Origin of the sequence: Aquimarina sp. AU58, assembly GCF_900312745.1 — a bacterium.
Taxonomy (GTDB): Bacteria; Bacteroidota; Bacteroidia; order Flavobacteriales; family Flavobacteriaceae; genus Aquimarina; species Aquimarina spinulae.
Genome location: NZ_OMPD01000014.1, coordinates 337,711 through 350,237 on the forward strand (window position 1 = coordinate 337,711; position 12,527 = coordinate 350,237).

The following is a 12,527-nucleotide window of genomic DNA, read 5'->3' on the forward strand; positions in this document are numbered from 1 at the left end:
TAGGTTTTCAAAACCTGTTTCATTAAAATCCTGAAAATAGTATACGGTCTGGATATTTTTTGTTTTATGTGTGTTATCAAATATACATAATTTAATAGCATTCTGTTATGCGCGCATAATAAGTTATTTTGTATTTTTGCCACTCAAAAAGAGCGATATGTATTTAAAAGATTTTGAAATTAGATGGAATGATATTGATGCAAATCGTCATTTGGCGAATAAAGCATATATAGAATTTGCAGCACATACCCGAATGTCTTTTTTAACAGAGAAGGGCTTTGATCAACGTCTTTTAGGTAAGTTTAATATTGGCCCTGTCGTATTTTATGAGCATATTTATTACTTTAAAGAAGTGTTTTATGGTAGACCGGTAAAAGTTTCTTTAGAAATTTCGGGATTAAGTGAAGATGGAAAATTTTTTGAGTTTAGACATAAATACTATGATTATAAAGGGCGAAATTTTGCACAATGCGAAATGATGGGTGCCTGGATGGATTTAAATACTCGAAAGTTAATTGCACTTCCCAAAGAAATACACCAACTATTAGATGCTGTAGAACGACCAGAAGATTTTAAGGTACTTACCAAAGAGGATACAAGAAAATTCGCTAAAACTCCGGTAGATTTAGAATAGGTTTAAGAGGTTATCTTTTTAGGAGGTTTGGTAACCAGATATACGCCCAAAAAAACCAATAGTGCAGATATTATTTTAACTGTATTTAGCGTATCTGCACCCATTAGCATGGCAAAACTAATTGCTAATAGGGGTTGTAAATAAATGAATGCCGCAATTGTAGAAGCTCTTAAATGTCTTAGGGCAAATATATTTAACAAATAGGTAAGAAATGTAGTTGCTACGACAACGAAAATCATTTTCCAGATTACCTCATAAGGTAATGAACTCCATGTTACTTCACTAAATTCTGAAATGGTAAGCGGAAAATTAATAATAACACCTAGTAAGAAAAACCATTTCATTAAAGTAATAGAATGATACTTGGCTGTCAAGGGTTTTACCAATACTAAATAGATAGCATATGAAGCTGCATTGATAATAAATAAAGCATTTCCTAATGGGATGTTTGGAGCATCCTGACGTATTTCGGAACCAAAAAGGATAAGACCCAGCGCTCCCGAAAAACCTAGAAAAATACCAATAGTTCTTAAAATAGTAATTTTTTCTTTTATAAAAAAAGCAGATAAAATAAACACCAAAATAGGAGAAATGGTGATCATTACAGAACTGTTGATAGGTGTTGATAATTGCAATCCTTTAAAAAACATAAGCATGTTGATTGCCATTCCAAATACAGTACAAGCAACTACCCTTGGCCAATCATTGCGTTCTATTTTTTGTTTTGGCGCCCATATAGATGCAAGCCAAAATAATAGTGCAGCACCAACTACACGTAATAAAATAAAGCCAAATGGTTTGATATAGATAGGCATAACACCTTTGGCCACAGTATGGTTTATGCCATATATCAAACTGGCACCAAATGCAGCCAGTAATGCAGCAGTTCTTTTATCCATTAATGGCAATACTGGCCTGTTCGACCACTTTTTTGCTGTTTCCGACAAAGATTTTATCATCAATAATGATTACCGGTCGTTTTAAAAAGGTATAATGATCTAAAATTAATTTTTTATAACCCTCTTCAGATAAATTCTGATTTTTAAGATCCCGCTCTTTGTATAACCGTGCTCTTTTACTAAATAAAGCCTCATAGTTTCCAGCTAATTCATACATTTCTTCAATTTGCTCTGTGGTAATGGCTTCGTTTTTAATGTCTTGTAAAATGAAATCTGAAGATGGATTTAACTCATTTAAAATGCGTCTGCAAGTATCGCAAGTAGACAAATGATATATTTTTTTCACAGTTGATTATTTTAAGTGTCAAAATCATCACAAAGGAAATTCATTTCACAATTAAAACTCATATTTTTAGCTAAAAATTATGAAATGAATCACAACGATCATGTTGTTACTAAATGATATGATCATTGGTACATTCTATACTCGTGCTAATTACAGTGAGAGTATGACTTTTTTAAAAACAATAAAATTAAATATATAAACGCCATGCAAGATCCAATAACAATTACTCGTGTCAATCGAAAAATGTTAGAAAAAATGTTAGATAGTTATTCTTTAGACCAATTAAATGAAGTGCCTGAAGGATTTAAAAACAATTTGATCTGGAACATTGCACACGTGGCGGTAACCCAACAATTATTAGTGTATAAATTGAGTGGATTACCAATGATGATTGACGACGAAATGGTAGATCTGTATAGAAAAGGAACAAAGACAGAACGGCCAGCTACCGCAGAAGAAGTGTCAGAAATAAAGAAGCTTTTATTTACAACATTAGATAAAACAGAAAAGGATCTTAGTAATGATATTTTTAAAAATTACAATGATTACGAAACTAGTACCGGATTTATATTAAAATCTGTTGAAGATGCAATGAATTTTAATAACTATCACGAAGGGATTCATTTAGGATATATTTTGGCACTTAGAAAAGCTATACAATCGTCTTAGATTTTTTAAAAATGCGATTTATATAGTATTTTTCACAAAATATGTTAAACATATACTTTTCTTAATCATGAAAGAAATATTCTTAATAACTTTCACTTAAAACCTAAGATAGCTATAACTTAAAAATAAAATCATGGAAAAAGGAATTAAAATTAGCATAATATTACTGTTGTTTTTTTGTATTGCTTGTAGTTCTGATGATGACAAATTATATGGCCCAGAGGCAGTAGAGTCTAATTTCAAAATGAATAATAAGGTGTATTCGACACCCTTTGGGCATTATCAAAAAGATAATTCTGTAAATAATGTAGAAGATAGATATGTGATATTTCTTTTTAATATTGATTTGATACCAATTACCGAGGAAGATGGAGGCATCCTTTGTTCTTCTCTTTCAGATTTAAATCAAGGTATTACTATTTATCTAAATTCTAGTGAGGATAATATTCTTGCTCCTGGGAATTATAAATATACTAATGATTCTTCTGCGAATTCTGGTTTCACAGGAACTGTATTTCATGATGCACATGTGGAAGGAGATTTTTGCGAAACTATTGAGGTGAATCAGTTGGAGATATCTGGAGGAGAGTTTACGGTATCAAAAAATGAATATATATATACCATTACGTATATCTTTACCTCAAATGATATTACTATTAAAGGCTCTTATCAAGGAGAATTAAGGGAAACTACATTTAGTAATTTGTTATAAATAAATTTAGAATAACTCCTAATATTCATAGGAGTAAAATGTTATAACTTCCTTCTTATTGAATTACAACAGCAAAAAACGAGACAACCTCTTCCTTATTCAATCTTAATTCTATAGGCCCCTCTGCATAGGAGTTGATTTCATATTGATTGTAATAGAGTACCACCTCTTTGTCTGTAAACCCTATAGCCGAAGGTAAGCTGTAAGTATCATTTTCAAAAAAGAAACCTGTACTATTAATCGATTCGTCTTCTGGGATTTTATGTTGTGTTCTAAAGATTTTTTCTGCATAATCTTCAAACTCATCATAATTTTTAAATAATGCTTTATTCGAAAATTGTTTCCCTGTCTTGGTGTCAATATTGAGATAAGAAACTGTACTATTTCCATGAGCACCACCAGTAAATATATAAGAATCCATTAGGACAGAGAGTAAACTTTGACATCGAAAACTAAGCTCACAATCAATAGAAGCTTCATAAGGAATAATTTCTTCAGGGAATTCTTCACTAATATTTTGATATGAACTATTAAATTGAGAGATCGCTTCTTTCAGAGTTGGTGCTGATGTGTTTTCGCCAATATTCAAAATAGAACAAGCAGCATTTTCTATTTCTTTATTAATAGTAGTGGCAATTGGGGTGTCATCAACAGTTTTTAGTAAATTGATCTCTAAAGAAGCGCAATCGACATTTTTGCAATCAAGAAGAGTATCTACAGTAAAATTTTGTTTTTCAAAAGTGAAAGATTCTGTATGGTCGCAGCTATATAATCCCAAAAAAATTAGTAGCAAAAGAATGAATTTTGACTTCGTGTTAGTTTTTGTGTTAATCATCTACTAAAGGTATTCGACGAAATATGATTAGAACGAATTAAATCATACATTTGTCCCGTTTTTCAACATAAAACGACCAAGTTAATTTATTCTTGTTAAAAACTAATAAATAGATGAAATTTAACACTAAAACAATTCACGGAGGACAGAAACACGATCCGGCTTATGGTGCCGTTATGCCTCCGATATATCAGACATCTACATACGCTCAAACCACTCCGGGAGGACATAAAGGTTTTGAATATAGCAGAACGCATAATCCAACAAGAAAAGCATTAGAAGATTCTTTTGCCAGTATCGAAAATGGAAAATTTGGACTTGCTTTTGGATCGGGACTTGCTGCCATAGATGCAGTAATCAAATTATTGAAACCTGGTGATGAGGTTGTTTCTACTAATGATTTATATGGAGGAACGTATCGTTTGTTTACTAAAATCTTTGAAGATTTTGGAATTAAGTTTCACTTTATAGGGATGGAAAATGCAGATAAAGTAGAAGATTATGTAAATGAGAATACGAAATTAATATGGGTTGAAACACCTACCAACCCTATGATGAATATTATTGATATTAAAGCCATAGCTGCAATATCAAAAAAACATAATCTTTTATTGGCTGTAGATAACACTTTTGCTACTCCATATTTGCAAAGGCCTTTGGATCTTGGTGCCGATATTGTAATGCATAGTGCTACCAAATATTTAGGAGGGCATAGTGATGTGGTTATGGGAGCATTGATCGTAAAAGACGAAAAACTGGCAGAGCGACTTTACTTTATTCAGAACGCAAGTGGTGCTGTTTGTGGACCACAAGATAGTTTTTTGGTGTTAAGAGGAATCAAGACCTTACATATACGTATGCAACGACACTGTGAAAATGGTGAAGCCATTGCAAAATATTTGAAGAATCATCCTAAAATAGAAAAAGTATACTGGCCAGGTTTTGAAGATCACCCTAATCATGAAGTTGCCAAAACACAGATGGATGGTTTTGGAGGTATGATTTCTTTTGTTACTAAAGGAAGTGATTATGATAGTGCAATTAAGATCGTAGAGAATCTAAAATTTTTCACTTTAGCAGAATCTCTTGGAGGAGTAGAAAGCCTTGCAGGACATCCTGCAAGTATGACACATGCTTCAATACCAAAAGAAGAACGAGAGAAAACAGGAGTAGTTGATTCTTTAATTAGATTAAGTGTCGGAATAGAAGATGTTAATGATCTCATTGCAGATCTCGAACAAGCTATTGGATAGCCTAATTATTAAATTAAAAAAATAAACTTGTTTTTTTAGGAATATCATATATTTGGCGTGATATTTCAACCTATAGATAAGAATCTATTAATTCAATTAACATATGCAAGCAAAGATAGATGCATTCATGGAAGAGGTAAGGGCTCGTAACGCACACGAACCTGAGTTTTTACAAGCGGTACAAGAAGTTGCCGAAACTGTAATCCCTTACATCGTTACAAAAGAAATTTATAATGGGAAAAACATCCTGTTAAGAATGGTTGAGCCAGAGAGAGCGATCATGTTTCGTGTACCCTGGGTAGATGATAAAGGAGAAATTCATGTGAATAGAGGGTACCGTATTCAAATGAATTCTGCAATAGGACCATATAAAGGAGGGTTGCGTTTTCACCCTTCTGTAAACATAAGTATTCTGAAATTCTTGGCTTTTGAACAAGTTTTCAAAAATAGCTTAACTACACTTCCGATGGGAGGTGGTAAAGGAGGATCCGATTTTGATCCTAAAGGAAAATCAGACGATGAAATTATGCGTTTTTGCCATAGTTTTATGAGTGAGCTTTTTAGACATATTGGCCCTGATACAGATGTTCCTGCGGGAGATATAGGAGTAGGAGGTCGCGAAATAGGATTCCTATTCGGGATGTATCGTAAAATGCGTAATGAATTTACTGGTGTTCTTACTGGAAAAGGACTTACATGGGGAGGATCTCTAATTCGTCCTGAAGCTACTGGATATGGAACGGTTTATTTTGCAAAAAATATGCTCGAAACCCAAGGAGATTCTTTTGAAGGAAAAACAGTAACAGTTTCTGGTTCTGGAAATGTTGCGCAATACGCTGCAGAAAAAGCAACGCAACTGGGAGCGAAAGTAGTAACGTTATCAGATTCTTCTGGATACATTTATGATAAGGACGGAATTGATGCAGAAAAACTAGCTTTTGTAATGGAACTTAAGAATGTAAAAAGAGGACGTATCAATGAGTATGCCGATAAGTATCCTTCTGCAGAGTTTCATAAAGGACAAACCCCGTGGGGAGTAAAATGTGATATAGCCTTACCATGTGCTACCCAAAATGAATTAAATGGAGATGATGCACAAACGTTAATTGCTAATGGTTGTGTTTGTGTTAGTGAAGGTGCTAATATGCCAAGTACACCAGAAGCAATTACAGCTTTTCATAAAGCTAAAATTTTCTTTGCCCCAGGTAAAGCTTCTAACGCAGGAGGTGTAGCAACATCTGGATTAGAAATGACGCAAAACTCATTGCGTTATAACTGGACTCGCGAAGAAGTAGATAATAAACTAAAACAAATTATGGAAGATATCCATTCTGCTTGTCTGGAATATGGTAATGATGGTAATGGATATGTTGATTATGTAAAGGGAGCTAATATTGCCGGTTTTGTAAAAGTAGCCGATGCTATGCTAGCGCAAGGCGTTATATAAATAAGATTTATTTTATAAGCAAAAGCCGTTTAGAGAAACCTCTAAACGGCTTTGTTGTTGATTAAAAGAATATTTAACCCCGATTATGCATTTCGTTTCCTATAAATTATGTTATCCATGAATCAAGTGTAAGGATGATATCATTTTGTTATGTATTTTTATAGTTAAATTGGTTCTTATGAAGCATGCTGGTCTTTTCTTTTTTTTAGTGCTATTAATCTCATGTGGAGTCACACATACGATTTATGATTATGATGAACAACAGGATTTTTCAATATATAAGACCTATGCTTTTTATCCAGAAATGAGTTCTGGGCTTAATGATTTGGACCAAAAACGATTATTGATGGTAGCAGAAACTGTTATGCAAAGTAAAGGGTTTACCAAATCTGAAACTCCGGATATTTATATGAATTTTAAGACGATTATTAATAAAGCACCTTCACGTAATAGTATTGGAGTAGGAGTTGGTAGTGGTAGCGGTGGTGTTAGTATCGGTGTAGGAGGATCTATTCCTATTGGCGGACCAGAAACTTTTCTTGAACTTACTATTGATTTTGTCGATGTAAAAAAAGATGAATTGGTATGGCAGGCGATTGCCGAGAAGAGGTTTTATCCTAATGCCTCGCCAGACGCACGTACCAATTTCTTTCAAAAAATTATTGAAAAATCCCTGGTTAAATATCCGCCTAAGCATAAAGAATAAGATTACCTTTTTATTTATTTTCGATTTATAATGATAATCAACTCACCAGCAATAGTAATACATTCCTTACGATATAGTGAAGCAGACCTGATTGTTTCATTGTTTACGAAAACGAGTGGGTTACGCTCTTATTTACTAAAAGGAGTTTTAAAATCTAAACGAGGAAAAATCAGAGCATCATTATTTCAACCACTCACCTTATTAGAAATACAAGCTTTTCATAGAGATAAAGGCTCTTTAGAGAGAATTAAAGAGGCCAAAATAAAAACAATTTATAAATCGTTACATACAGATTTTGTAAAAGGGACATTGGTGTTTTTTATTTCTGAAGTACTTAAGAACTCTATACAAGAAGAAGAAACGAATACAGATCTATTCGAATATATTGAAACCGCTTTAATGTGGCTAGATACACATGATACTATTGGTAATTTTCATATTACATTTTTAACCAAGCTTACCCAATATCTTGGCTTTTATCCAGATGCCCCTCATGCAGAATCAGACTATTTTAATATGCAGGAAGGCGTTTTTCAATCTATCAGTAGTAATATATATTGTGTAAGCGGAGATCAGGTAAAATTATTTAAACAATTTTTAGGCACAACATTTGAGGCAAGTATGGATATTAAACTATCGAAGAACACACGAAGTGATATTCTAGCTATGCTATTAGTATATTTTGAACTACATTTGCACGGTTTTAAGAAGCCGAAATCACTTTCAGTTTTAAACGAAATTTTTAATTAAGATAATGCGGTTATTTATATTTCTTTTATTGACTATGTTTTTTGCATTGCCTTGTAATGCTCAAAAAATTACAATACTTAGTACGGTAAATAACCAGCCTATTCCTAATGTAGCTATTTACAATAAGATTAAATCTAAGAGTGCGATAACTGATTTTGATGGAGTGGCTGATATTTCTGCATTTTCTGATACCGAAATCCTATATTTTACTCATATCTCGCATTTAGGGATAAGTATAATTAAATCTAAAATACCAAAATCACGTTCTGTATATTTAAAACCAGATGAAAACCAACTTTCTGAAGTCGTTATTTCGGTATCAAAATGGGAGCAGGAACAAAAAGAAATTACACAAAAAATTGTAAGTATTTCTTCTAATGATATTGAATTGTCTATGCCACAAACATCTGCAGATCTTTTACAAAGTAGTGGACAGGTCTTTATTCAAAAAAGTCAGTTAGGAGGAGGAAGCCCCATTATTAGAGGTTTTTCTACCAATCGATTACTGCTCACGGTAGATGGAGTGAGAATGAATACCGCAATATTTAGAGGAGGAAATGTGCAAAATGTAATATCGGTTGACCCTTTTACTGTTGATAGAACAGAGGTAATATTAGGACCAGGCTCTGTTGTATATGGAAGTGATGCAGTAGGAGGAGTAATGAATTTTTATACAGCGCAACCTAAGTTTGCTGTAAACAGTAAGAATAAACTAAGTGGTAATGCACTTATCAGATATGCCAGCGCCAGTAATGAAAAAACAGGACATGTTGATTTTAATATTGGATTGGAGAAGTGGGCATTTTTAACCAGTGTAAGCTACACAGATTTTGATGATTTAAAAATGGGAAGTCATGGTCCCGATGATTATTTGAGAAATGAATATGTAGAAACCATAAACGGAGAAGATATTGTTATACAAAACGCTGATCCTGAAAAACAAGTGTTTACAGGGTATGATCAGATCAATTTGTTGCAGAAAATTCGTTTTATGCCTAACGAGAAATGGGATTTTAATGCCAATCTTATCTATACAGAGACATCTGATTATCCGCGTTATGATCGCTTGATTAGAAAGAGGGATGGAAATTTAAGATCTGCCGAGTGGTTTTATGGACCACAACTCTGGTTTATGGGTAACCTACAGGTATCACATAAATCAAAAAGCAAGCTGTATGATAAAATGAAAATCACTGCAGCGTATCAATATTTTGAAGAAAGTAGAAATGATCGCAATTTTGGTAGTGATATTTTAGAAAGAACCCAGGAACAGGTAGATGCTTACTCATTAAACTGGGATTTTGAAAGAAAATTTAACGATAAGACTACTCTGTATTATGGATTAGAGTATGTATTAAATCAAGTGTATTCTGATGGGTCTGAACGTAATACTATTACTAATGTTATTGAAGACGCACCCTCTAGATATCCCGATGGATCTACTTGGCAATCGATAGCAGCATACCTTAGTATAAAGCATAAGTTAAGTGAGAAACTAAGATTTCAAGGAGGATTAAGATATAATAGAATCATCTTATATTCAGAATTTGATGACAAGTTTTTTGATTTTCCATTTACCGAAGCAAATATCGATACCGAAGCCTTGACGGGCACTGCGGGATTAAGTTGGTTTCCTAATGATATGATACAATGGAAATTGAATTTATCTACAGCCTTTAGAGCACCTAATATTGATGATGTTGGTAAGATTTTTGATTCAGAACCAGGCTCTGTTGTAGTGCCTAATCCAGACATAAAATCTGAATATGCGTATAATGGTGAAATAGGAGTGAAATTAAATTTTGATAAAAATTTATCTATAGATCTGTCGACGTATTATACATATCTTGAAGATGCATTAATACGAAGAGACTATAACCTAAATGGGCAAACAGAAATCGATTTTGGAGGAGAACTAAGTAACGTACAAGCTATTCAGAATGCAGCAAATGCAAGAGTATATGGCTTTGAGGCTGGATTAGAATATAGGTTTTTTGAAAATTTTAAACTAATATCTAAGTATACTTTTGTTGGAGGAGAAGAAGAATCTGATGATGGTACTACTGCTCCTTCAAGACACGTTTCTCCTCAGTTTGGGACTACTCAGGTAAGTTATATGTTACCTAAATTTACAATTGATGCTTTTGCAGTGTATAATGGAGAGTTTAGTTATGAAGACCTGGCTCCTTCTCAACAAAACAATGATTTCTTGTATGCCAAAGATAAAGATGGGAATCCATATTCTCCATCCTGGTATACATTTAACCTTAGAACACAATATCAAGTAACAAAAAATATAAAAGGTATATTATCGATAGAAAATATTACCGATCAACGATACCGTCCTTATTCTTCTGGTATTGTTGGTGCAGGAAGAAATTTTATTCTATCAGTAAAATATACGCTTTAACATTATAGAATAGGGATCTGAAGAATACATTATTCATATTCGATATCGATGGGACACTTACAGATAGTGTGCCTATGTATTTGATTTCGGTTACAAACTCGTTATTGGCACTAGGGATTTCTAATATAGATACCGATTATGATAGGTATAAACATCATACCGATAGTTATGCATTGAGATATAACTACGAGCGCAATTTTAAGAAAGCCTTTCCCAAAGAACTATTAGATGATTTTGAAATCGATTTGGTTGATCAAATGGGAATGTTTGATCCTGTAAAAGAAATTGATGGTGCCAAATCATTAATTCGGTTTTTTAAAGATAGTAATATTCCTTTTTGTTTTGCAACAGGCGCATTACCTAAACCGGCAATGATCAAATTAGATCAATGTGATATCTGGTATGATGAAAAACTATTGGCAACTTCAAAAACGCACGAGTCGAGAGAAGGTTTTGTTTTAGAAGCTATAGAAAGATCAAAAATGTATTATGGTAAAGAAAATTTTGACCATATCGTATCAATAGGAGATGGTGTTTGGGATTTAAAAACGGCCCAAAATTTATCTCTTGATTTTGTAGGTATAGGAGATAAAAACAAGGCAAAACTTCTGGAAAACGGAGCTAAACATTGCTTTTCTACCCTGTCAGCTTTCAAAAAATCATTGATCTAATTTTTAGGAGCTCTTAGTTTTTGTATTAAGGCAGTATCAAATCCTTCTTTAAGTTTAGTGATTTCGGCTACATTTTCGTTAGGGATAGCAATGGATAATACATAATGCTTTATTTTCCAGCCATTAGCTGTTTTTTGAATAACACCGCTACCACGACAAATCCCCATTTGAGTATCTAATAGTTCATCAAACCAGGCAATATCACTTTCCTTTTGCACAAAAATATTTCTTTCAAGAGTAGAAAAACTCCAGGCTTTTCCTTTATCAAAATAGGGTTTAGCAAAGGCTTTAAATTCGCTGTTATTCCAATTTTCTGTAGCATCGGTACCTATAAAAATAGCATCTTCGGTCATAAGGCCAAAATACGCTTCAAAATTGGCATCGGCTGCAGCTTTGTGCCATTGCTCAAGAGTAGTATTTATTTCAGTATTTTGTTGTGCAAAACAAAAACTATAGACGAATAGTAGTAAAAATAGGATTGACTTTTGCATACGTTTAATGTTTAATTAGTTCTCTTGGTCTTCAAGTTCTCTTAAAAGTTCTTTTTCAATATTTTCCGGAATTGCTAATGACAATTCATTTAATTGTATGATCAAACTATTATAAGCTTTAATTAGCCTTGTATTAGCTTCCATAACCATATCCGAATCTTTATTTTTCTTTTCAGAAAGTAGTTTTAGTAAACCTATTTCAGTAGATAGAACACTAATTCGAGAGTTAATAGTATTTATATTTAAATCTTCAGAAAGGTTTTCTTTAAATGTGCTTACTAGCAAATCTATACTATCAACATGTTTGTTTACGTAGAAAGCATTTTCATTACGTAGTATAGTTATAAAACTTCTGAGATTTTGAAAATCTTCAAAAATTTCAAGACTTCTTTCAGCTTCCGGAGAAAGTTTCAGAAGGTTTAATTTAATTTTTTCTTTAGAAAGACTATCAAGCTTAGCAACAGGGGCTTTTCCTTGTGTATTGGTGTTTTTTTCACTTTGACATCCAAAACAAAGTAATGTAATCCCTAAAAAGAAAAATAGTCGCATTGTATGTTTTTTAATAAGAACTCAAAAATAGGGTATTTATGTCAAAATGATAGTAAAGTGATCGCCAAATAGAATAGATATTAAAATTTGTATACTTGTTTAGACTTCTTATGTATTTTATTTCTTGAGTATCGTAAACCTTACTGGATTAGTGT

At 32.8% G+C, this 12,527-nt stretch carries 14 protein-coding genes; 9 read left to right on the forward strand and 5 right to left on the reverse strand.

What is annotated here, in order from left to right:
• Window positions 1-157: 157 nt before the first annotated feature.
• Window positions 158-634: a thioesterase family protein gene (locus DK441_RS13165; protein ID WP_109851139.1), complete on the forward strand. Its 477-nt coding sequence runs from the start codon at window positions 158-160 to the stop codon at window positions 632-634.
• 2 nt (window positions 635-636) lie between these two features.
• Here the strand turns inward: DK441_RS13165 and DK441_RS13170 are convergent, their stop codons facing one another.
• Together DK441_RS13170 and DK441_RS13175 are read right to left on the reverse strand one after the other, a co-directional pair.
• A complete protein-coding gene (locus tag DK441_RS13170) occupies window positions 637-1,533 on the reverse strand; it encodes a DMT family transporter (protein WP_109851140.1) in 897 nt (298 codons plus the stop codon).
• Window positions 1,526-1,879 carry an arsenate reductase family protein gene (locus DK441_RS13175; RefSeq protein ID WP_109851141.1) on the reverse strand — a complete coding sequence of 118 codons (354 nt, stop codon included), beginning with the start codon at window positions 1,877-1,879 and terminating at the stop codon, window positions 1,526-1,528. Before DK441_RS13175 ends, DK441_RS13170 begins: the two co-directional genes overlap by 8 nt.
• Window positions 1,880-2,083: 204 nt before the next feature.
• Between DK441_RS13175 and DK441_RS13180 the strand changes: the two genes are divergently transcribed.
• Window positions 2,084-2,548 (forward strand): DinB family protein, encoded by a 465-nt coding sequence (locus tag DK441_RS13180; RefSeq protein WP_109851142.1) that lies wholly within the window; start codon window positions 2,084-2,086, stop codon window positions 2,546-2,548.
• A 133-nt stretch (window positions 2,549-2,681) separates the two neighbouring features.
• Window positions 2,682-3,260, forward strand: coding sequence for a hypothetical protein (locus DK441_RS13185; protein WP_109851143.1), 579 nt, complete (start codon window positions 2,682-2,684; stop codon window positions 3,258-3,260).
• Between the two features lie 55 nt (window positions 3,261-3,315).
• On the opposite strand, the gene DK441_RS13190 is transcribed toward DK441_RS13185, so the two are convergent.
• Window positions 3,316-4,053: a DUF3298 and DUF4163 domain-containing protein gene (locus DK441_RS13190; protein ID WP_160112085.1), complete on the reverse strand. Its 738-nt coding sequence runs from the start codon at window positions 4,051-4,053 to the stop codon at window positions 3,316-3,318.
• Between the two features lie 155 nt (window positions 4,054-4,208).
• On the opposite strand from DK441_RS13190, the gene DK441_RS13195 reads away from it, so the two are divergent.
• From DK441_RS13195 to DK441_RS13220, 6 genes are all read left to right on the forward strand, one after another.
• Complete coding sequence (locus tag DK441_RS13195) at window positions 4,209-5,348, forward strand: cystathionine gamma-synthase (protein ID WP_109851145.1); 1,140 nt, start codon at window positions 4,209-4,211, stop codon at window positions 5,346-5,348.
• Between the two features lie 103 nt (window positions 5,349-5,451).
• Window positions 5,452-6,795, forward strand: coding sequence for an NADP-specific glutamate dehydrogenase (gdhA, locus tag DK441_RS13200; RefSeq protein ID WP_109851146.1), 1,344 nt, complete (start codon window positions 5,452-5,454; stop codon window positions 6,793-6,795).
• 178 nt (window positions 6,796-6,973) lie between these two features.
• Window positions 6,974-7,501 (forward strand): DUF4136 domain-containing protein, encoded by a 528-nt coding sequence (locus DK441_RS13205; RefSeq protein ID WP_109851147.1) that lies wholly within the window; start codon window positions 6,974-6,976, stop codon window positions 7,499-7,501.
• 30 nt (window positions 7,502-7,531) lie between these two features.
• Entirely contained in the window at window positions 7,532-8,251 is a 720-nt protein-coding gene (gene recO, locus DK441_RS13210; protein ID WP_109851148.1) for a DNA repair protein RecO, read from the forward strand.
• A 4-nt stretch (window positions 8,252-8,255) separates the two neighbouring features.
• Window positions 8,256-10,661: a TonB-dependent receptor gene (locus DK441_RS13215; RefSeq protein ID WP_109851149.1), complete on the forward strand. Its 2,406-nt coding sequence runs from the start codon at window positions 8,256-8,258 to the stop codon at window positions 10,659-10,661.
• 35 nt (window positions 10,662-10,696) lie between these two features.
• On the forward strand, window positions 10,697-11,332 hold the full coding sequence (locus tag DK441_RS13220) for an HAD family hydrolase (protein WP_255412332.1): 636 nt from the start codon (window positions 10,697-10,699) through the stop codon (window positions 11,330-11,332).
• On the opposite strand, the gene DK441_RS13225 is transcribed toward DK441_RS13220, so the two are convergent.
• A complete protein-coding gene (locus tag DK441_RS13225; RefSeq protein WP_109851151.1) occupies window positions 11,329-11,823 on the reverse strand; it encodes a nuclear transport factor 2 family protein in 495 nt (164 codons plus the stop codon). The genes DK441_RS13220 and DK441_RS13225 overlap by 4 nt on opposite strands.
• 15 nt (window positions 11,824-11,838) lie before the next feature.
• A complete protein-coding gene (locus tag DK441_RS13230) occupies window positions 11,839-12,372 on the reverse strand; it encodes a hypothetical protein (protein ID WP_109851152.1) in 534 nt (177 codons plus the stop codon).
• Window positions 12,373-12,527 lie beyond the last annotated feature (155 nt).

What these genes read in the sequence shown, in the direction of transcription:
- DK441_RS13205 (WP_109851147.1), top strand. Translation starts at nt 6,974, where the DNA reads ATGAAGCATGCTGGTCTTTTCTTTTTTTTAGTGCTATTAATCTCATGT.
- DK441_RS13170 (WP_109851140.1), bottom strand. Translation starts at nt 1,533, where the DNA reads ATGGATAAAAGAACTGCTGCATTACTGGCTGCATTTGGTGCCAGTTTG.
- DK441_RS13215 (WP_109851149.1), top strand. Translation starts at nt 8,256, where the DNA reads ATGCGGTTATTTATATTTCTTTTATTGACTATGTTTTTTGCATTGCCT.
- DK441_RS13180 (WP_109851142.1), top strand. Translation starts at nt 2,084, where the DNA reads ATGCAAGATCCAATAACAATTACTCGTGTCAATCGAAAAATGTTAGAA.
- gdhA (WP_109851146.1), top strand. Translation starts at nt 5,452, where the DNA reads ATGCAAGCAAAGATAGATGCATTCATGGAAGAGGTAAGGGCTCGTAAC.
- DK441_RS13230 (WP_109851152.1), bottom strand. Translation starts at nt 12,372, where the DNA reads ATGCGACTATTTTTCTTTTTAGGGATTACATTACTTTGTTTTGGATGT.
- DK441_RS13195 (WP_109851145.1), top strand. Translation starts at nt 4,209, where the DNA reads ATGAAATTTAACACTAAAACAATTCACGGAGGACAGAAACACGATCCG.
- DK441_RS13165 (WP_109851139.1), top strand. Translation starts at nt 158, where the DNA reads ATGTATTTAAAAGATTTTGAAATTAGATGGAATGATATTGATGCAAAT.
- DK441_RS13185 (WP_109851143.1), top strand. Translation starts at nt 2,682, where the DNA reads ATGGAAAAAGGAATTAAAATTAGCATAATATTACTGTTGTTTTTTTGT.
- recO (WP_109851148.1), top strand. Translation starts at nt 7,532, where the DNA reads ATGATAATCAACTCACCAGCAATAGTAATACATTCCTTACGATATAGT.
- DK441_RS13225 (WP_109851151.1), bottom strand. Translation starts at nt 11,823, where the DNA reads ATGCAAAAGTCAATCCTATTTTTACTACTATTCGTCTATAGTTTTTGT.